Origin of the sequence: Paenibacillus gorillae (assembly GCF_000513275.1) — a bacterium.
Taxonomy (GTDB): domain Bacteria; phylum Bacillota; class Bacilli; order Paenibacillales; family Paenibacillaceae; genus Pristimantibacillus; species Pristimantibacillus gorillae.
Map to the genome: position 1 here is coordinate 14,079 of NZ_CBVJ010000141.1, position 20,157 is coordinate 34,235.

At 48.7% G+C, this 20,157-nt stretch carries 22 protein-coding genes and 1 pseudogene; 3 read left to right on the forward strand and 20 right to left on the reverse strand.

All coding sequences use genetic code 11. The annotated features are described in order from the left end of the window. Nucleotides 1-51 precede the first annotated feature (51 nt). The 8 genes from TY10_RS26635 to TY10_RS26670 form a co-directional block, all read right to left on the reverse strand. Complete coding sequence (locus TY10_RS26635) at nt 52-642, reverse strand: TetR family transcriptional regulator (RefSeq protein ID WP_042170744.1); 591 nt, start codon at nt 640-642, stop codon at nt 52-54. A gap of 19 nt (nt 643-661) precedes the next feature. Then, nucleotides 662-1,822, reverse strand: coding sequence for a YhgE/Pip domain-containing protein (locus tag TY10_RS26640; protein ID WP_042170747.1), 1,161 nt, complete (start codon nt 1,820-1,822; stop codon nt 662-664). Nucleotides 1,823-2,745: 923 nt separating this feature from the next. After that, nucleotides 2,746-3,552 carry a twin-arginine translocase subunit TatC gene (tatC, locus tag TY10_RS26645; RefSeq protein ID WP_081735508.1) on the reverse strand — a complete coding sequence of 269 codons (807 nt, stop codon included), beginning with the start codon at nt 3,550-3,552 and terminating at the stop codon, nt 2,746-2,748. Nucleotides 3,553-3,590: 38 nt separating this feature from the next. After that, nucleotides 3,591-3,824: a twin-arginine translocase TatA/TatE family subunit gene (locus TY10_RS26650; RefSeq protein WP_042170749.1), complete on the reverse strand. Its 234-nt coding sequence runs from the start codon at nt 3,822-3,824 to the stop codon at nt 3,591-3,593. A 42-nt stretch (nt 3,825-3,866) separates the two neighbouring features. Further along, nucleotides 3,867-4,907 carry a molybdopterin-binding protein gene (locus TY10_RS26655; protein ID WP_042170751.1) on the reverse strand — a complete coding sequence of 347 codons (1,041 nt, stop codon included), beginning with the start codon at nt 4,905-4,907 and terminating at the stop codon, nt 3,867-3,869. Next, nucleotides 4,904-5,398 (reverse strand): MogA/MoaB family molybdenum cofactor biosynthesis protein, encoded by a 495-nt coding sequence (locus TY10_RS26660; protein WP_042170861.1) that lies wholly within the window; start codon nt 5,396-5,398, stop codon nt 4,904-4,906. The genes TY10_RS26655 and TY10_RS26660 overlap by 4 nt, the downstream gene beginning before the upstream one ends. Nucleotides 5,399-5,437: 39 nt before the next feature. Next, on the reverse strand, nt 5,438-5,926 hold the full coding sequence (gene moaC / locus TY10_RS26665; RefSeq protein WP_042170753.1) for a cyclic pyranopterin monophosphate synthase MoaC: 489 nt from the start codon (nt 5,924-5,926) through the stop codon (nt 5,438-5,440). Nucleotides 5,927-5,957: 31 nt separating this feature from the next. Beyond that, nucleotides 5,958-6,569: a 5-formyltetrahydrofolate cyclo-ligase gene (locus TY10_RS26670; protein WP_042170756.1), complete on the reverse strand. Its 612-nt coding sequence runs from the start codon at nt 6,567-6,569 to the stop codon at nt 5,958-5,960. 156 nt (nt 6,570-6,725) lie between these two features. Here TY10_RS26670 and TY10_RS26675 point away from each other — a divergent pair. Further along, nucleotides 6,726-8,652 (forward strand): annotated as a pseudogene (locus tag TY10_RS26675) (ABC-F family ATP-binding cassette domain-containing protein). Between the two features lie 291 nt (nt 8,653-8,943). On the opposite strand, the gene TY10_RS26680 reads toward TY10_RS26675, so the two are convergent. The 8 genes from TY10_RS26680 to TY10_RS26710 form a co-directional block, all read right to left on the reverse strand. Next, the gene (locus tag TY10_RS26680) at nt 8,944-9,594 is read right to left on the reverse strand and encodes a response regulator transcription factor (protein WP_042170759.1); all 651 of its coding nucleotides are present in this window, start codon (nt 9,592-9,594) and stop codon (nt 8,944-8,946) included. After that, the gene (locus tag TY10_RS26685; protein ID WP_162160695.1) at nt 9,572-11,344 is read right to left on the reverse strand and encodes a sensor histidine kinase; all 1,773 of its coding nucleotides are present in this window, start codon (nt 11,342-11,344) and stop codon (nt 9,572-9,574) included. The genes TY10_RS26680 and TY10_RS26685 overlap by 23 nt, the downstream gene beginning before the upstream one ends. A 94-nt stretch (nt 11,345-11,438) precedes the next feature. Then, nucleotides 11,439-11,966 carry a hypothetical protein gene (locus tag TY10_RS26690; protein WP_042170764.1) on the reverse strand — a complete coding sequence of 176 codons (528 nt, stop codon included), beginning with the start codon at nt 11,964-11,966 and terminating at the stop codon, nt 11,439-11,441. Between the two features lie 36 nt (nt 11,967-12,002). Further along, nucleotides 12,003-12,164 carry a hypothetical protein gene (locus tag TY10_RS30675; protein WP_155986065.1) on the reverse strand — a complete coding sequence of 54 codons (162 nt, stop codon included), beginning with the start codon at nt 12,162-12,164 and terminating at the stop codon, nt 12,003-12,005. 100 nt (nt 12,165-12,264) lie between these two features. Next, nucleotides 12,265-13,215, reverse strand: coding sequence for a polyprenyl synthetase family protein (locus TY10_RS26695; RefSeq protein ID WP_042170767.1), 951 nt, complete (start codon nt 13,213-13,215; stop codon nt 12,265-12,267). A 29-nt stretch (nt 13,216-13,244) separates the two neighbouring features. Then, nucleotides 13,245-13,472 (reverse strand): hypothetical protein, encoded by a 228-nt coding sequence (locus tag TY10_RS26700; protein WP_042170769.1) that lies wholly within the window; start codon nt 13,470-13,472, stop codon nt 13,245-13,247. A 28-nt stretch (nt 13,473-13,500) separates the two neighbouring features. After that, nucleotides 13,501-14,229: an ABC transporter ATP-binding protein gene (locus tag TY10_RS26705; RefSeq protein ID WP_042170771.1), complete on the reverse strand. Its 729-nt coding sequence runs from the start codon at nt 14,227-14,229 to the stop codon at nt 13,501-13,503. Between the two features lie 581 nt (nt 14,230-14,810). Continuing rightward, nucleotides 14,811-16,355: a 2-isopropylmalate synthase gene (locus tag TY10_RS26710; RefSeq protein WP_042170863.1), complete on the reverse strand. Its 1,545-nt coding sequence runs from the start codon at nt 16,353-16,355 to the stop codon at nt 14,811-14,813. Between the two features lie 177 nt (nt 16,356-16,532). On the opposite strand from TY10_RS26710, the gene TY10_RS32680 reads away from it, so the two are divergent. Next, nucleotides 16,533-16,667: a hypothetical protein gene (locus TY10_RS32680; protein WP_475101478.1), complete on the forward strand. Its 135-nt coding sequence runs from the start codon at nt 16,533-16,535 to the stop codon at nt 16,665-16,667. Nucleotides 16,668-16,991: 324 nt separating this feature from the next. Further along, the gene (locus TY10_RS30680; RefSeq protein ID WP_155986066.1) at nt 16,992-17,150 is read left to right on the forward strand and encodes a hypothetical protein; all 159 of its coding nucleotides are present in this window, start codon (nt 16,992-16,994) and stop codon (nt 17,148-17,150) included. 97 nt (nt 17,151-17,247) lie between these two features. On the opposite strand, the gene tsaD is transcribed toward TY10_RS30680, so the two are convergent. Genes tsaD through tsaE form a run of 4 tightly spaced genes read right to left on the reverse strand, consistent with a single transcriptional unit; the run spans nt 17,248 to nt 20,141 of the window. Next, on the reverse strand, nt 17,248-18,312 hold the full coding sequence (gene tsaD, locus TY10_RS26715) for a tRNA (adenosine(37)-N6)-threonylcarbamoyltransferase complex transferase subunit TsaD (protein ID WP_042170773.1): 1,065 nt from the start codon (nt 18,310-18,312) through the stop codon (nt 17,248-17,250). Next, on the reverse strand, nt 18,309-18,824 hold the full coding sequence (gene rimI, locus TY10_RS26720; protein WP_042170775.1) for a ribosomal protein S18-alanine N-acetyltransferase: 516 nt from the start codon (nt 18,822-18,824) through the stop codon (nt 18,309-18,311). The genes tsaD and rimI overlap by 4 nt, the downstream gene beginning before the upstream one ends. After that, nucleotides 18,824-19,651: a tRNA (adenosine(37)-N6)-threonylcarbamoyltransferase complex dimerization subunit type 1 TsaB gene (gene tsaB / locus TY10_RS26725; protein WP_042170778.1), complete on the reverse strand. Its 828-nt coding sequence runs from the start codon at nt 19,649-19,651 to the stop codon at nt 18,824-18,826. Before tsaB ends, rimI begins: the two co-directional genes overlap by 1 nt. After that, nucleotides 19,638-20,141 carry a tRNA (adenosine(37)-N6)-threonylcarbamoyltransferase complex ATPase subunit type 1 TsaE gene (gene tsaE, locus TY10_RS26730; protein WP_042170781.1) on the reverse strand — a complete coding sequence of 168 codons (504 nt, stop codon included), beginning with the start codon at nt 20,139-20,141 and terminating at the stop codon, nt 19,638-19,640. Before tsaE ends, tsaB begins: the two co-directional genes overlap by 14 nt. Nucleotides 20,142-20,157: the final 16 nt, after the last annotated feature.

A 20,157-nucleotide genomic window follows, 5' to 3' on the forward strand; every position in this document is an offset into this window, starting at 1 on the left:
ATGAAAATCCCCGGCAGCCTTTTACATACAAGGCTATCGGGGATTTTTGCGTTAGACGGATTTGTATTGGAGCCCGTTTAATATAAACTGAGTTAAATCCGCAACTAAGCTCTCGATGTCCGGATCTTCCTCAGTCAATGCCCGCCAATAATCCGAATGCCGGTAAAAGAGCAATGTACCTACGATTGCCATAAATGCGGTATCTAATGAACCAAACTCAAACACGCCTTGTTGTTTGCCTCGTTTGAGTCCTTGCTTCAGCAATTGCCAGACCGGCATGGCATGCTCTCTAATTTTTTGAATGCGGGGGGTGTTCAAAATAATCTCCTGCTGCATAATGCGAACAAGCTCCGGCTCACGCATCCGATACTCCGTCACTTCCTTAATCAAGGTGCAGATTCCTTCAACGGGATCTACATCCAAAGCGATCGAAGCGATTTGTTCATTCGGAAAAAAGTTCTCAAACAATGCGGCGAACATATTTTCCTTGCCGCCGAAATAATAGGAGACGAGAGCGACATTCGCTCCCGCTTCCTCACATATTTGCCTGACTGTTGTACCGTCATAGCCTTGATTTGCGAACAATTTCCTGGCCGCAAACAATATTTTTACCTTCATATCGTTGTTGCCATCGTTGTTCATATCAAGGCCTCCAATGAATTTAAGTAGTTTGTTTCGCTAACGCTCCAGAGGGTTGGGGTGCAGACTGCCGTTTCACAGCAACCGCTGCACCGCTAACGAGGAATGCAATTGCCGCAATAATTAGCAGCACGCCTGCATCGCTCCCGATACCAGGACCTCCGAACAACAGATTCATTCCGCCTTCCACGGCGTACGTTGCTGGAAGCACATCACCAAGTCCCGTGAAGAAGCCTGACAACAGCTCGCGAGGTACGACCGCGCCGGAAGTAACAAGCTGCGCCGATAGCAAAATAATATTAAACAGCATACCTGCCATACCGAACAGATACAAGAACGTTTGCGATACGAACATGAATGTTAACAGTACGACAAACTGGAATAACCATACGTGGAAGAACCCATTTTCCATTTGGCCGCCAAATGCAGCCAGCAGCGACGCTCCTACCAAGGATACGAAAATAGCTGCAACTACATTTATTACGCTCCGCGCAGCGAATCGGTTCCAACGTCCAACTTGACCGCTGATCGCCATTCCAGACTGCTCCAGATTCATTCCCATAATCATCGAGCCTACATACGACGCCAATACGAGCATCATCGGCACCATCTGGTTGTTCATTCCATTTACTTTGTTCGACGCTTGAATGTCAGCAGTCACGCGCTGCGACAGGCTTTGCGATGCAGCAGCAGCCTGCTCAGCCGGCAAGTTGGCTTGCGCCAGCGCGCCTTGAATGCCTGCGGCAACCGCTTGCTGATTTACCTCTGCTGTCACTTGATTCGCTACTGAACTCATAATGCTTTTAATCAATGCCGGGTTCGATTCATTAATAAAATATTGTACAGCTGCCTTGCTGTCTGGCGATGACGCCTTTTGTGTAAAGTCGGCAGGCAAATAAATAATCATTTGCAGCTCGCGTTCATTTAATTGCTTTTGTGCTTCCGCTAAATTTGATAATTGCGACATGTTAAATGGCAATTGTTTCACCAATGTGCCCGCTACCTGCTGGCCAAGCTGTTTGTCTTCATTAACAATCGCGATTTTCAACTGATCGGTACGATCCGTTACGCCATTGTATCCGGTCATCCAAATGACCGAAAAAATAACTTGAAACATAAGTGCTGTAACGATACCAACGATGGTCGTTGGCCGTTTAAAAAAAGCTTTTAAAGCTGTTGTCATCTACAATCCACTCCCTGATACATTCTCTGTTTACGCATTAAACAACTGTTTAAAACGTTTGTTTAAATCATACTCCTGCCATAAACGGCTGTCAATAAAAATTTAAAAGAAACGTCCGAAAGGACAGCTATACGGAAAAGTAACCAACACCCCGCATATATGTTCAGCTTCTATATCCAAAACTATAGATGAATGTTTCCCAACAGGGCTATGGGGCAGAGCCAGCTTCACAATAGAGCTCTAACGAATCTGATTCGCAAAAGCACATCTAACGAACCTACCCGCAGAATTCTATAGCGAACCTATTTCGCAAAAGTACATCTAACGAACCTACTCTTCAGAAATCTATAGCGAACCTATTTCGCAAAAGAACGAATCTAATTTCCTTATCCCCCCCAACTAAATTATGTCCACCGCGGCTACAACGAAGTAAATTTCGCTATCCGAGAACCTAGGTTCTCGGGTAGCGAAATTTACTTCGTTAATGCTTGAGATTGATTCGAATGCGGTTGTTTCGCTTATTATTTGCGAATTCGTCTTCGTTAAACAACGAAGTCGATTCGCTAATTTCTACTGTGGAGCGGACAACGAGAATGAATAGAATAAATCCCTTTCCTTTTCCCTTTCCGAGGTTCAACTGAGGAAATGACTGTCTGTCAGTCTTGTTTGACCATGTTATGCGGCACAAGAGGGTGAGCGGAGTGTTTCTGAGTTCATGATGACTTTTTGACGATTCGCTTCATTTACATCGTGTATACGATGTGAAATAGAATCAAGAATGGCAGCATGAGCCGAAACGCGCAGCGAGCCAGGAACCTGCTGCTTCCAAAAGATTTGTTGCATACAAAAAAGGCTGTCGAGCCTCTCGACAGCCTTACCATCCTTCCAGCGGAAAGATCTTCATTCTCAGCACTACACTAAAATTAGTCTTCTTGCTCATCTTCCCACTTCTTATCCGCCACAAGCTGCTTCTTATACACCATTGCGGATAAGAACACGCTGAATTCATAAAGGATGATGAGCGGGATCGCCACCAGTATGTCCGATATGAAATCAGGAGGCGTAACGACAACACCGATAAATATCATAATAAAGTATGCCAATCTCCGAAGCTTGCGCAGCCGAATCGGATTCAGCACGCGAATAGCCGTCAAAAACATAATGACAAGCGGCAGTTCGAACAACAGCGAGATCGGAATTAAAATGCTGAACATGAAGGAGAAATACTGGGTAATACCGATCGTTTCCTCCAAATTCAAGTTAGCCGATACCGTTCTTGTAAAATGAAAAGCGAGCGGGAACACGACAAAATACGAAAATGCCAGCCCTAGCAGAAACATAAACAAAGCAAACGGTATGTATTTCAAAGTTGCCCGTTGTTCATTCTTCTTTAACGCAGGCTTTACGAAAGCCCAAAGCTGATAAGCCGTAAACGGAATCGCTAGAATAAGCGCGATTACGAGCGCAAACTTCATATACATGCCGATGCCATCCCACATGGAGAAGGCATGAAGGGGCAATCCGTTTGCAGGCTCCTGTTTCATTAAAAAAGTATAGGCTGGGTCTGCGACCACCAACCCGATTACCATGCCGATTACGATAATAATCAGCATATAGATGATTCGTTTGCGTAGCTCGCCTAAGTGCTCCAGCAGAGGCATTAGCCCCTCTTCCCGAATCCGCTTCCTGTCGAAGGACTCTTCGGAAGCTCCGCGCTGCGACGTTCCCATCTGAATAGCCTCCTTTTCAGCAAAAAAAGCGGGCCCGGTTAGTCCGGAAGCCGCTTGTTGTTCGAATCGTTATGTTCCCGTTCGGTTACATCGACCCGCTTGCTGTCCTTATCTTTCTGATCCTCGTCACTCATAATATCTTTGGCGCCTGCCTTAAACTCTCTCAGCGTACGGCCGAATGCGCGGCCCAGCTCCGGCAGCTTGTTCGGTCCGAACAGCAGCAAAGCGACGAGCACGAGCAGAATAACGCCTGTCGTTCCAATCCCTGACATTTTAATCCACCTCCAAATTAGTCTTCATGCATATACAATGAATTACGACTGCAAACCTCCGTAGCCCATTTGAACAATGTCATCTCTAACGATCGTTTGCCCAGCCAGAATTCGGGGCAAGAGCACGTCGAATGATGTATAAGGATCATGCATCACACAACCTGGCAAGCCCATTATCGAAACTTCTCCTATGTATCCCATCAGCAGCATCGATCCGGGCAGCATTGGTGTTCCGTAACTGACTATTCGCGCGCCTGACGCTTTGATCGCCCCTGGTGTGCGATCATCAGGATCTACCGACATTCCGCCTGTTACGAGTATCATATCATAACGTTGCTCTAGCAAATAGTGTATTTCCTTGACAATTATTTGTCGGTCATCAGGAGCAAAGCGCTGTTCGGCGATTTCCGAGCCAAATGCTTCAACTTTGGCGCGAACAGCCGGTCCGAATTTGTCCTGAATCCGGCCGGAGAACACTTCTCCTCCAGTCGTCAGCAAACCGACCTTTAGCTTGCGGAAAGGTTCCACCCTAAGCGGGGCTTGTCCACCGTTCGCCGCACGGTATTCCGCTGCCAGCCTCTCCACGGCTTCTACCTTTGCTTTATTAACTACGAGCGGTATTACCCTCGTTGCGGCTATAGACTTGCCAGCTTGCAGCACCGTGTTCGATCTCACCGTAGCAAGTGCAATTTCGCCGATATCGTTAATCGCGCGAACGATCGTCTCCTCCACATAGGCCAATCCCAGCTCGACAGCCTTCAAATTAACTTTACCCTCATGAGGCTCATTCGTTGCGATGCCATCCCCCGTCAATGCTTGAGCCATTCGCTCAGCAGCATCATCTTCATGAAGCTCATCCGCACCAAGCTCCAAGATATAGATATGCTCTTTGCCAATATCGAGCAGATTCGGAATATCCGCTTCGGTCACAACATGACCCTTTTTGAACAACCGACCCTTAAATTTCCCCGGCAAAATCTGAGTCAGATCATGGGCCAGCCTCATGCCGATCGCTTCCCTAACCGGGACCTCTACCAGTACCGAGCCTCCAGCTTTACCGCTCGTCTCTTTGCCTTCAATCATTCGCCATGCTCTCCGTATCTGCCGGAGACAATCTCCAAAGCATGCGGGAGCTGATCCATAATCGCCATCAATCCCTCATGCACGCCCTTCGGGCTTCCCGGCAGATTGATTATCAGCGTTTGCCCGCGAATACCGCAAACCCCGCGCGATAGCATCGCTCTACGCGTTTTTTGCAGAGCCCCCATCCTCATCGCCTCAGCTAAACCCGGTACTAGCCTGTCTACAACCTTGAGTGTCGCCTCCGGCGTAATATCCCTAGCCGCCAGCCCTGTACCGCCGGTCGTCAATACGAGATCCGCTTGATAATATTCGGTCATTTCAATGATGGCGGCCATAATTTCATCCTGCTCGTCAGGGACGATCCGATAATCGACGATTTCCCCGCCTAGCTCTTCCTCCACAAGCTCGCGAATGACTTGTGCGCTCGTATCCTCCCGCTCACCGCGCGAGCCTTTATCACTTGCTGTCAGTATCGCAACCTTCCAATCCAACATTATCCATTCCTCCCGTCCCGGCTCATTGACAAGCTGCTAGGCTTCTTCTTTCTCTGCATCTACGCGATAATCGCCATTTTTCCCGCCCGTTTTCGAAACCAAATAAGTTGGTCCGACGATCATATCCTTCTGAAGCGCTTTGCACATATCATAAACGGTCAGAGCGGCAGCGGAAACGGCCGTTAAAGCTTCCATTTCAACGCCAGTCTTCCCAGTAGTCTTTACCGTCGCTTCTATGTAAAGCTCATCCTTACCGTTATCGTCAAAATGAACGTCTATGCCCGTCAACGGCAGCGGATGACACATCGGAATCCAATCCGATGTTTTTTTGGCTGCCATAATGGCAGCAATTTGAGATACGGCGAGCACATCGCCTTTCCCTATTTTCCCTTGCTTGATGCGAATTAACGTCTCTTCATGCATCATAACCTTCGTTCGGGCAACCGCTGTGCGAGAGGTAATTTCCTTCTCACTTACATCGACCATTTTTGCCCGGCCTTGTTGGTTGAAATGCGTCAAGTCCATCATGGTCACCCCGTTATAATGATTTCTCCGTTCAAAATAACCGCAAGCCGCTTTCTGTAACCAGCCCGTCCATCCGCTTATCATGAGGCTGCATCGGCAGCTTCTCCATCTCCAAGTTCATAAATTGAATGTCGAAGGCCGCTCCCATCCATATACGCTCATTTCCTAACCGCTCTGCAAACCGGTCATAATAACCGCCGCCATATCCGAGACGTCCTCCATAGCTGTCGAATGCAACACCAGGAACAATAATAATCCCCGGCCAATCTTGCTCTGCAAGAGCGGGACTAGCGGCAGAATCCGGCTCTGGTATACCGTAGGCTCCAGGAATCAAATCCTCCCACCTTGAAATAAGATGGAGCGTCATTGAACGATCAGCTGGCTCACTTCTAGGCAGCACGACTTCGATCCCCGATTGCCATGCCCATTCTATGAGAGGCCTTGTATCCAGCTCGGATCGAAACGGCGCATAACACATCATGCGCTTAACAGCCTTTGCTGTCAGCCATTCGGATAAATACCGGCACACCGCTGCCGATTTCTCCGTGCGATCTTCCGCCGGCATGCCATTTCGCGCCTCCAGCATCTTCTGGCGCAGCTTGTTTTTGTCTGGGCCGGCAGCCAAGTTCAATTGCTCGTCCATCGGTTTGTCTCAGCCTTCCCGTCATTCCCTTTTCGTTACTTGTAGTTTACCATTGTTATGCAACTTTCGCCAATGTTGACGGCGGTTTGTGGTAATATAGAATGAAACGGCAAGCATCCCCGCATCTTGCCATTATTTGGTGGAGGTATTGTTGATATGCTGCTTCAAGTGTCGAATATTCGTAAAAGCTATGGCATCGATGTCATATTGCAAGATATATCCATGCAGGTGCTCGAACGCGAGCGAATCGGGCTTGTCGGTGTCAATGGCGCAGGCAAGTCTACCCTGTTGAAAATCATTGCCGGAGAGTTAAGCTTCGATTCCGGCGCTATTCATAAAGCCAAAGAAACACGGATCGGTTATTTGGCTCAAAACAGCGGCTTGCAGTCTGATCGCACAATAGAAGCGGAAATGCGTGCTGTCTTCGCTCATTTGCTGGATGCGGAGCAGGAGCTTCGTCAGCTCGAACAGCAAATTGCCGATCCCGAGCTGCATAATCAGCCCAAGCGGTACGAAGAAGTGCTTGAGCGCTATGCTCGCCGTTCAGACTGGTTCCGGGAGCAAGGCGGTTTTGAAATCAATACGCGCATTAACAGCGTGCTTCACGGTATGGGGTTTGGTGAGTTTCCTTCCGACACAAAAATCGCGACATTAAGCGGAGGACAAAAAACACGCCTCGCGCTTGCCCGGATTTTGCTGCAATCGCCTGATTTACTCATGCTCGATGAGCCGACCAACTATTTAGATATCCCAACGCTGACTTGGCTGGAAGGCTATTTACGCAGCTACTCTGGCGCCATTCTCGTCGTTTCCCATGACCGCTATTTTCTAGATGCACTGGCGACGACTATTATTGAGATCGAACGTCATGCCGCAAAACGCTACACGGGCAATTACAGCCGGTATATGGAACTAAAATCGGCCGAATACGAATCCGAGCTGAAGCAATATGAGAAGCAGCAGGATGAGATCGCCAAGATGGAGCAATTCATTCAAAAAAAACATTGTACGAGCTTCGACAACAAAACGTGCGCAAAGCCGGCGTAAAGCATTGGATCGAATGGATGTACTCGACAGGCCGCTCGGTGACTTGAAGAAAGCCAACTTCACATTTCAGATTGAGCGTCATACCGGAAAAGATGTACTCGATGTTGCTGACTTGTCGGTGAAATTCGACGAAGTACGCACATTATTTCATCACGTTTCCTTCCAGCTTCAACGAAGCGAGACAGTCGCACTCATTGGACCTAACGGCATCGGCAAATCGACATTGCTTAAAGTACTTGTCGGACAGCGCAAGCCTACAACTGGTACCGTGCGATGGGGCTCCAACGTCAAGCTGGGCTACTACGACCAGGAGCAGACCGGTCTTACACCTTCTAACACCGTGCTAGAAGAACTATGGAGCGAGTATCCGAACTTGGAAGAAGCTCGCATTCGAACGGTGCTCGGAAGCTTTTTATTTAGCGGTGAAGATGTATTGAAAAGGATTAGTTCACTTAGCGGCGGCGAGAAAGCGAGAGTCTCACTAGCTAAGCTCATGCTCCTGCAAGCGAATGTTCTTATTCTGGACGAACCGACCAACCATCTCGATTTATTCAGTAAAGAGGTGCTGGAAGCTGCCCTGCTTGATTTTGAAGGAACGCTGCTATTTATATCTCATGACCGGTATTTCCTCAATAAAATGGCTGAGCGCATTGTCGAATTGTCTCCAAACGGAACCGAACATTTCCTAGGAAATTACGACGATATGATTGAAAAGAAAGCCGAGCTTGAAGAGATACGCCGTGAAGCCGAAGCTAAGCTGTCTGCGTCCTCCAACAAACAGCAGACAGCGGCGCCTACCTCTTACGAAATCGATAAACAAGCGAAGCGCGATGAGCGCTCCCGTCAGCGCAAGCTCGAGCAAACCGAGCAAACCATCAGCGAGCTGGAAGAACAGATTGCAGAGCTCGAAGTGCAGCTTACCGATCCTTCCATATTTAACGACTATATGAGGATTCAAGAGATCCAGGCTCAAATCGACAAACATCGCACTGCTTTGGCAACTGCCTATGAAGAATGGGAGCAGCTTAGTGAATAGCAGAACAAATCCATTTTGATTTTGATAACGGACTCGTCGTTGGCAGCAGTAGGCCAAACGGGTCCGCTTTTTATTCCATAAAAAGATGCTTACGCTATAAAAGCGTAAGCATTGAGAGGGAAACCATCGTTAGGGTACTGCTGCTTGCTTGGAGTGGCATACTTGCCATTACTGCTGGGATACGATTCTTCAATGGACGAGCCATGGAAGTTACCCCTTATTAGAATATGTGAATGTCATTCCGTCTATTAAATCAACGGAGTGATCGTATTCTCAAAAGTTAGGATGCATTTAAAACTGTTCCATTCGAATTAAGCCAAGCCTTTTTGCTTCCACAATCGCTTCCGACCGGGATCGAACGCTTAGTTTCTCAAAAATACGGGTGAGGTTGTATTCAACCGTCCGTTGACTCATATGCAGCTTTGCCGCGATATCCTTATTGCTGTTACCGTTTGCTACTTCTTGAAGTATATCTTGGTCGCGCTCATTGATCGAAACTTCCTCGATAGCTTTCTCTGCCCGCGTGATCTTGACTTCATTACGTCGAAGCTGTTTCAGCAACGAGATTGGAATGACCGCTTCACCACGCATTGCGCAGCGAATCGTATTATGAAGCTGTTCGCGGGACACTGTCTTTGAGATAAAGCCAGATACACCGCATTCAATCAATAGGTTAAAGTGGGTGCTAATTTCATAGCCGGTATAGATGAGCACCCTGCGGTCTGGAACCTGTTGGATCAACCTCTTCGTCAGTTCCAAACCGCTAATTCCCGGCATGTTCAAATCGCATAATATGATATCAAAGGATTCGTTATTAACGACTTCGAGAGCCTCCATCGCAGAAAGCACAACCGTTACTTTCATTTCCGGATCCTGTTCAATCATCGTTTTCGTGCCTTCGCCTACCGAAGGGTGGTCATCAACTAATAAGATACGAATCACGCAGTAAACCCCTTTCCGATCGGCCGTTTGTCATCGTTTCAGGCAAACTAATAACAACTTCAAGACCTTCTCCACGCTTCGATCGGAATGAAATTTCTCCTTCTAGGCTCGCAACTCTTTCTTTGATGCCGGATAGTCCCATATGCTCGAAAGACGCTTTCATGTAATCGACATCCATGCCCTTGCCGTCATCTTTGTAACGGAAATAGATCTCATCCGTTCTTTGCTCTAGTTCCAATGTAACCAGATTGGCATAGGAATGTTTAGCCGCATTACGCAGCAGCTCCTGAACAATTCGGTAGATCGCTGTAATTTGCTCCTCGTTCAGCGGCTGATGGAATGTCTTCGGACGGAAATCAATGGCAAAGTTATCCCGCATCTGCGAGTGCGCCACAATCGATTCTACCGCTTCGACAACTCCCATCTCCTTAAGCAATGGAGGACGAAGCTCATTGCAGGTTTCACGAATTTGATGAATGACGTCAAGCAAGCCTTCTTTAATATCCTCAAGCTCATGCCCCAATTTGTCTGAGATCGGGTGATCCATAATGACCGATTCCAGCTTGCGATACCACAGCAGCTGATCCTGCAGCGCAGAATCATGCAGATCAGCTGCAAGCTTGCGGCGTTCATTCTCCGAAAGACAGAATAGGAGGCGCAGCACCCACGGTGCTGTCGTCTGCTCCTTACGGACTTCCGATTCCAAATCCTCAATGAGCCCTTCAATCAAATAGAGGTTCTCGAACACGATGCTGGCATAGTTTGCCATCGTTTTCAACCAGCGAAGTTCGTCGGAGTTGAAACGGGTATGATTGGTTTTAGAGCCAATCCATACGACATGGTATTTGGAACGCTGTCTGCCGATTACAAGACCAAGTCCATGCGGCAGCTCTACCATCTCGCCTACCTTCAGCGTGTCGGCTACTTGCAGCAAGAAGATAGCAGTCCCTTGCTCCTCTGGCGTATCGCCAATTGGCTTCACGATGGAATCCGTCTGATCGACTAACAAAAAGTCGATTCGGCTGACGGGCAGCAGCTCATTGAGCTCCTGGCGCAGTACAGCCTCCAGATCCGCTCGTTTCATTACTCTCGCAATTTTACGAGAGAAGCGATCCAGACTGTCCTGGTAGCTGTACATGGCCTTGAATAGCTTTGGCCGGAACTTATGATCGATCTGCTCCTTGATATACAAGAAAAGGGTTACCCCCGTATAGACGATTACAAAGGTCTGTACAAACATAATCCAGGACATGCTGGATTGGCTCTTCATGACGGCCGTTACACCGAAGGTAATGAGGACGGAAGGCAGCAAGGCCAGAAACGTATAGTATTTAAACCTCGTAAGGATGAAGTCAATGTCAAATAGCTGATTGGAAGTTAGCAAGTAGAAATAGACAACCGGCAATACAAATAGAAAGGGTGCGGTAAAAGCTGCCGGTAAAAACTGTGCGCTTCCAACAAAAAGCGGCAATACGTTCATCACCGTAAACGGAGTAAATGCCACAATATGCGAAGTCAGCGTAATTTTGAACAAGGAGTTCAGCTTCGTATGCCTGTGGTACAAGTACTTCTTAACCAACAGTACAATACAAAGGAAATTACCGACGAGCAAAGTACCATAATAGACCGTTCGAATAGATACGAAAACATTGCTCGGAATCATCTCTGTCCATACGTAGATCAGGCAGCTCAATTGCACAATACCTGAGACTGCAAATAGAGAGATCAACCATCGCTTACCGATAAACACAACGTCATACCGCTTCAGGTAGCTGTTCATAAACAGCAAGAAAAGAGAAGGTATAAACGGGATGGCTACGTAAATAATAGAGTAGCCGACCAAATCACTGCGATAGGACGCTGCGGAAGAATAATAGCTTAGCCCGATAATGACAAAAAAGCATCATTAGGATAAGCGCTGCCTGATCATCCTTGCGTTTCCGGTACAGGAACACAGACAAACCGGTAAATAAAACTAGCGAACATAGCGGCAAGTAAAGTTGAATAAGCAATTCCGAGCCCGTATGCTCTCCATTCCAGCCTTTGCTGAAGGAAACCAGAGCATATTCACCAGTAACGTGCTTGACCATTACCGTTACAGCCTTCTCAACAGAGAAAAACTTGTTCAAATAATGATACTCCGTAGCGGCCTTGCCGTTCACTTCAACAATTTCGTCGCCAATCGCTATCCCTTTGAGGATTGCTTGCCCCGCAGGTTCAATCGCTTCTACAAAATATCTCCCTGCCGTTTCTTTGACTTCCATTCCGATAAACGGTTCTCTGACAACCGTCAAAGTCAAGTACAGCAAGGTCGACAACAGGATGAGCAGAAAGAGAATGGTCATAGTGCTCTTGATATGTATATTACGCATGCTTCTCCTCCTGCATCATATCCTATCGCTTAAGGACTAGCCCCAGAATGCTAGTTGATAGTTGCCCTTTTTCTCTTGTTGATTCTTCAATGCATCTTGGAGAGCGCTGTGCTCAGCTGCGGATACGCCAGCCAGTTGCGGTTGAGCGCCCACTACAAATCCATTGCTTGCCAACGAACGAATTGTTTCTTTTAACATTTAAATCTCCTCCTGCTATATTAGAATCAATTACTGATTCTAATATAGCAGGAATTCTATCGACAGCAAACGCCAAACTAGTTCGTATTTACCGCAATGTTTATTGCGGTATCCCGCTATTCGCTATTTTTCCCGAAACAATCGCCATGATTTCTTGGATTTTCCCGGCTGTTTCCGGTATATTGCCTAGCAATTCCTGAAATCGGTTGAAATAGAGACTGAACATCGCTGAACCGTACAGCATCGTCCCGGACCGCTCGCATAGCTGTTCAAATTCCTCCTGCATACCCAAGGCCTCTGTCTCATTGATCCGACAGGCGTAGTAATCCGCAACCCATTGGTCCCTTTCTCCCAGATCCTCTAGTAAATACAGCGTCAGCAGCGTTTTTTTCCGCTGAAGAAAATCATTCTTCTCGTCCCAGCGGAGCAGGTCCCTTCGATCATTTTCAATTTGAGCCGCTATGCCCAATTGTTCTGCATACTCTGCCACGCCAGCGTGCCATTCCCGGCCCGTCAGCATGACTCCAGTCATACAAGCAAGGACAAGCAATGCGGCGGATTTGTGTTGAACGATACTGAGATATGAGGCTTCGTCTGTTGCCAGATTGCCAAGATCGGCCATTTGCCCGTTTGCCGCAATAAGCAGCTGCTTGTTCATCATATCAATGACTGGCAGCACTATCTCAGCCTCCAGTCCGCATTCCGTCAACGCCTGCTGCGATAACGTCATGAATACGGTAGCCAGATGCAGCGCGATTGGCAAGGGCGCTTGCGACCACGGCTGGTGAGGCGCATCCTGATCCTGCAAATCGTCCAGTATATCCGAAGCTAGAATAAACAGCTCAATAGAAGCCCCCGCATGATAGGCCGCTTCCGGCGACGTACCGCCGAACAGCCGGTAATGGAGCACCGTAAGCGGACCAAACTTCATCGGTTCGGTAAATTTGCGTTCCATAAATAGATTCGCATAATAGAGCAGTTTCTCATCCTTGAAATAAAGCTCTGCGAATTGTTTCATTTCCTGTCTGATAAGCGGTGCAAAATCTTCCATCGGAAAACCTCCGTACTCTATGAATGACTTCATTCTACACGATGGAAGAAAATACCGACAACCGCCCGCATAAATCTTCTCTTATTTCTCCCCTTCCATTTGGTGGATTCCGCTTTTTCCTTCTGGAGTCTTTGTTCCGCGATCGCCTCCTCATTCAATTTATCAAGCAGCGTTGCCAGCATTTCCATACGTTTTTCGACAACTTCACTGCGATGCAATGACGGACTTTTGATGTCGTTTCTTTGATCCTTTTTCAAAAAAGCCCTCCTCCAGGTCTGGGGGCGGTCACACCTCAGCGTAGGCGAAGTGAACGTAAACGGCCTCCATCGTCAAGCCTCCTGCAGGGATTTGCGATATCAATTTACCCGGCGTATCGCATTTTACAATGCTGCCTTTGCGTAATACGGCTATCCGATCGCAATTACGCTGCATTTCGCCCATGTCATGAGACGAGATTACAACCGTTTTCCCCTGACGTTTCAAATCTAACACTAATGACCAATATTCAGCTCTAGCCTGCCAATCCAGCCCCGTTGTCGGCTCGTCCAGAAATATAATTTTGGGATCGTTTACAAGTGCAATCGCAAGTGCTGCACGCTGCTGCCAGCCACCTGACAGCCTTTTCACAATTTTGTTTTCAAAAGGCTCCAGCCCGAACCGCGCAATCAGTTCATCCAGATCCATTTTCCGCGTATAAAACGATTGAAACATTTCGAGTGCTTCCCGCAAAGTCAGCTTGTCCACTAAAGACGTGCTTTGCAAGTAGATACCGATATAGTCCTTCAGCTTCTCCGCTTCCATTATCGCATCTATACCCAGTACATCAATCCGCCCATTGTCCGGCTTCCGCAGTCCCATCAGCATTTCCAACAGCGTCGTTTTGCCTGCCCCATTGGTCCCTATGATTCCGAAAAGCTCCCCTTCCTTCACACGAAAGGATACTTCTTCTACCGCCTGGTTGCTCCCATAGCTTTTGCTTACCGAGCTTACTTGAATGACTGTCCGCTTTCTCATTGTAGTAATCCTCCATTCACGCTGGAAATCGCAATTGAGCCTATCTTTACCGACCAATCGACGAATCGATTTCTGACGGCTGCTGCCTGCCTGATCAATTCTATTAACTCTACCTTAACGCATCGCTAGCAATCTTGCACCGAAATACTAGTTGCAATTCCACGCAATCTTTTTGCGGTCACGCAAGCAGCCCCCGAATCGGCAACCGTTTTTAGGCGCAAAAAAGAAAGCTCTCGCAAGGCGCTAAAGTCGCGCCCGGCAAGAGCTTTCCAGAAACTGTCCACCTTATCCACAGGGTTATCCACATCACTTGATAAATTGTTAGTCAATTCTGTCGATATCGTTTCCCTAAAAATAAGGATTTGTAAAGGTTAATGACGCTAATTACTGGAAACAGCTGTATGCTGATCACACTTATACACGTTATCAACATTATTCACAATGCGACTGTGAAAAAAATGTCCACTTTCCACACACAGTCGTATCCACTGACAAACCCGCATTCTATAACGGTTTTCCATCATTATCCACAGATTTCTTTCCGGTTGTGGATAATTCCAGTTATTTGCAGTTTGGCTGGCCTACACGGCAGTATTTGCTTTCGCACCACGTTTGTTACTCGTCATAACCGCCTGATTGCAAGCTGCAACATAGGCCTGTGCGGCTGCGAAAATAATATCCTTGTGAATCGACGTTCCGCGGAATCGCTCGCCGTTATTTACAATCGTGACGACTGCCTCGCCATGCGCGTCTTCCCCCGTCGAAAGCGAATGCATCTCCAGATCCTCAAATTCCGCTGCTACCGGAATCGCCTGCTGAATACAGTGGATGACCGCCTCCAGCGGGCCTTCACCCATGCCGGTATAGGAACGTTCCTCGCCTTCAGCACTATTTTTAACCGTTACAGAGGCAATTCTTGATTTATGGCTGCCAGCCAGCACTTGAAGGTCGACCAGTACATAAGGGTCAGGCTGAGTTGCCGTCGTCTCCCCTGCAATGCGAATGAGCTCATCGTCGGTGACGATTTTTTTCTCATCAGCCAGTGCTTTGAAGCGGTCATATACTTCCGCCAGCTCATGCTCCGCCACATCAACGCCATATTCCGCCAGCCTGTGTTTAATGGCGTGACGGCCGGAGTGGCGGCCCAGGATGATCATGCTGCGGGAAATCCCCATCGCTTCCGGATCCATAATCTCGTACGTATTGCGGTTTTTCAGCAGGCCGTCCTGATGAATACCGGATTCATGCTGGAAGGCATTGCGGCCCACAATCGGCTTATTGTACGCAATCGGATAGTGCATCGCATGGCTGACCATCCGAGACGTTTCATAAATTTCGCGCTGCTGGATTCCCGTTTCCAGCTGCAGCACCGATTTCCGCGTTTCGATAATCATCGCCAGCTCCTCCAGCGAGCAATTGCCTGCGCGCTCACCGACACCATTGACGGTAACCTCGATTTGCGTCGCTCCCCCGCGAATGGCCGCCAGACTGTTCGCTACCGCAAGACCCAGATCATTATGATTATGAGCACTGAAACGAACTGAATCGCCGCCGCGTGCTTGCGTCCGAACGGACCGGAACAGCTCCTCCACCTCGTCAGGCAGTGCATAACCAAGCGTATCTGGCAGATTAATGATCGTTGCTCCCTCGGCAATAGCCGCTTCTACCAGCTCGATGACAAACGCCCGGTCGGAGCGCGTCGTATCCATCGCGGAAAACTCAATTTCATCAACGAACTGCTTGCCATAGGCGATCATTTCCTTCGCAATCTGCACCACCTCCGAACGGGTCTTGCGCAGCTGGTACTGCAGATGAATATCCGAGGAAGAGATGAACAGGTGCAGCCTTCTTCTCGCCGCATCCTGAGTCGCCTTAACTGCAGCATCAATATCCACCTTCATCATGCGGGCAAAACCCGATATTTCCAGATTTTGCAGCTCACGAGAAATTTGCTGTACAGCAGCAAACTCACCCGGACTCGATACAGCAAAGCCTGGCTCAATAATGTCGATACCAAGCTTACCCAGTTGGCGGGCGATAATGATCTTCCGCTCTGGATCGATTGATGCGCCCGGGGACTGCTCACCATCACGTAAAGTCGTATCAAAAATTTGGATTTTTTTCATCTCTTGCACCTTATTCATCATTTCGCTCATATTAAAAAACCTCCGTTAATTGAATTATTCAAATGTTCTGGATACAAAAAAACAACCTGCCGTCTCTGGAAAGAGACGACAGGTTGTTGATCCGCCGTGGTACCACTCTAATTGGCCGGAACACACTAAAAGTTCCAGACCCGCTTGATGCCCGATGACGGAGGCTTTGCCGTAATGATGTACGAGCAGCCGCTGCTGCTTTCCACCATTCCGCTCCCAGGCGAGTTCAGACTCAAGCTTCGACTGCGTCGCACCTACCCGCAGCTCTCTGCGGCAGCTTAGTCAAGAATAACCTTGTCTTCACTGCCGTGTTTCCACTTCATTGTCCTACTGTTCCTGTTCCTAGCGTTATGTGTATGGGATTGTCGTTTCCTATTTATTCGTGTCAGTTGAGTGAGCTATAACGTTACTCCAGGCATTTCCGCCTGATACTTCCTTCCCTGCTGCTCGCAAGACAATAAAAAAAGCCCATCGTCTCTATATTCAAGAGACGACAGGCTGTTATGTCCTGCGCGGTACCACCCTTGTTGACTGCGAACGCCATGCTGCAATAGCAAAGGTTCGTAAGTCCACCTTAGGCACATCGCCAACTCCGGATGTTAGTCGATGCGCACCCGATTACGGGGGTTAACCGTAACGACGTACGCGCTTAAGCTGCCATGGCCAGCTCTTGCCTCCGTCATTCCGCTCCCAGGCGAGTTTCAGGTCTCCTTCGACTGCGTTGCACCAGCCCGCAGCTCTCTTTACCCGGATAAACCTTACTGATCCTGTTCCTTGCGTTTGCAAAGTATAGAATTGAAGTATTGTTGCTTATTATATTCTCCGAATAATATTCTGTCAATTCCCATTAACCGCATTTTTTTTAGATCGTTCTGCCTGTTGCCCAGCCCTCCAGCGAGAAATTAGGCTCGGCTTTCATATCCAGCGGTGTAAATTCGCCGCGCTTCCATTTCAAATAAGCCGCAGCGCCGATCATCGCCGCATTATCCGTACATAGACGATGCGGCGGCACGAGCAGAGGCACCGATTCTTTGGCGCATCTTGCCGTCAGTGCCTCTCTCAACCCGCGGTTGGCCGCTACTCCACCGCATAACAGCAGCTGCTTAGCTCCAAATTCACGAACGGCGCGAAGCGCTTTTTCAACAAGCACCTCAATGACAGATTCCTGAAAGCCTCTAGCCAGTGCCGCTTTGTCGAGCTCCTCACCCTTCATACCCGTCTGGTTAATGACGGCGAGCACTGCCGATTTCAAACCGCTAAAGCTGAAATCATAGGAGCCAGCTTCCAGCCACGCACGCGGCAGCGTAATGGCCCGCTCCGCCTCCATTGCCAGCTTGTCGATATGCGGCCCTCCAGGATAAGGAAATTTGAGCGCACGCGCTACTTTGTCATACGCCTCCCCAACGGCATCGTCGCGGGTTCTGCCAATCATCCGGAAGGAGCCTTCACTCTCCAGCAGAACAAGCTCAGTATGACCGCCGGAAACGACGAGCGCCATGCAAGGATACTGGAGCTCATGAACGAGCTGATTCGCATAGATATGTCCAGCGATGTGATGCGTGCCGATCAGCGGCACATCCAATGCCATCGCCAAGCTTTTTGCCGCTACGATCCCGACCAGCAAAGCGCCTACAAGTCCGGGACCTTGGGTAACGGCTACCGCCGACACATCGTCAAGCCCATAACCAGACTCCTCCAAAGCTTGCTCGATCATCAGCGTAATAACCTCTACATGCTTCCGCGAAGCGATCTCGGGTACCACGCCGCCAAAGCGCTCATGAACCTCGATCTGGCTGGAAATGACATTCGAAGCGATGTGGCTGCCGCCCCTTATAACCGCTACCGAAGTTTCATCGCAGCTTGTCTCAATCGCCAGTATAATGCCTTCGTTGTTGCTGCTCTCATTACTATTTTCTAGTCCGCTCACAGTCCCTGATCCTCCGCCTCAACCTCATCGTCGTTCTGTATGTCCCTTGTCAGCTCCGCCCACATAATTATTGCATCTTCCTGATTATCGGAATAATAAGCAGGTCTTATGCCGGAAGGCTCAAATCCAAGCTTTCCATACAAGCTTTGGGCAATTATGTTGGACGCTCTCACTTCGAGCGTCATTTTAGTCGCACCATAATAGACGGCTCTGCGCTGCAGTTGATCCATCAGCCGTTCGCCCAGCCCTTTTCCGCGCCTGTCCGCTTCGATAGCTATATTCGTTACATGGGCTTCATCAATAATGATCCACATGCCCCCATATCCGATAATCCGGTCATCGGATTCCATAACGACATATCTCGCGAACATATTGTTCAACAGCTCATTGCGGAACGCTTCCGCCGTCCAAGGCGTAGCGAATGCCTCTTCCTCGATGGCAACGATTCGCTCAATATCCTCCAGCGCCATTGGCCGGAAGAGAACTTTCGCGTTCATACCGGATTTTCTCATTACTTGGTTTCCTCCGCACGTTTGGCTTGTTCAGCCAGCTTTTCCTTCAGCTTCACTTCCGCTTCGGTCAGCTGCGTATAGTTTGGCGTAAACGTATGCGTATCATCGAATTGTCCCGCAATAAGCCGCTGCTGCCCCAGTTCCGCAACCCATCGGCCTTCCAGCTCATATGGCTGCAAGAGTACTTCGGCGGCAATACCTGCTTCTGCACAAAGCTGTTTCAATCGCAAAGCCTCAGCCTCATGGAGAGTCAAATCGCCGCAAATCGAAATCGCCGATGGGTTTTGGCCACCTGCTTCTGCGCCTTCACCAGCCAGTAATTCTGCAATCGTATCGACCCAGTCCTTCATAAGCCGTACACCATCATGGGCAAATCGGCTCCATACTCCTTCTGCGTTCATCGCAAAGCCAGCCGTATACACCTGACCCCGCCGGGCATCCATAATCGGCAGTACCCAGTGCACGCCAGCCGTAGTCTTGGAGTCATTCCTTTGATGAATGCCGCCATATGCCAGTGCCTCCAGGCTGGAAATGCCGATTAACGGCTTCTTCCATACCCAAGCAAGCGTTTTTGCCGCAGCTACGGCAATTCTCATTCCCGTGTAAGATCCCGGACCGTTACCGACAGCGATTGCCCCAAGGTCCTGTCCCTTCACGCCGCATTGCTCCAGAAGCTGCTTAAGATGAACAATGATGTGAACCGAATGGTTCCTCTCCGCCAGAGAATGAATTTCTCCCAGCGTTTGCTCGCCCTGCCGGATTGCCGCAGACATTGCTGCGGTCGATGTATCAAATGCCAATATCGGAAGTTGTTTAGTTTCTGTCATCGCTCTTCCCTGCTCCTATCTCGTTCAAAGCCGTACACCATGCAGCGTATGGCTCTCCAATGCCTGTTAGTCGGAAACGGCGGCCTGCTTCACCTTCATGCTCAATATAAATATCAAGCCGTTCCGGGGGCAAAAGCTCTTCAATCAAGCTGGCCCATTCCACGATCGTCGCGCCGTTTCCGTAAAAGTAATCATCCAAGCCAAGCTCATCCGCTTCCTCCATTGAAAGCCGGTAAACGTCCATATGATAAAAGGGCATCGCAGCACCTTCATATTCCTTAATGATCGTAAAAGTAGGGCTGTTCACCACGCCATTTACACCAATCGCTTTTGCAAAATATTGCGAGAACGTTGTTTTACCTGCCCCTAAGTCGCCGTCCAACGCTATTATCGTGCCAGGAGCAGACATGCCTCCAAGCAATTCGGCCAATTTCGCCGTTTCCAGCTCATCTTTCACACTAATTGCAGCTTGTCCTATAGGCTTGCTCATCTCTACCAACCACCTG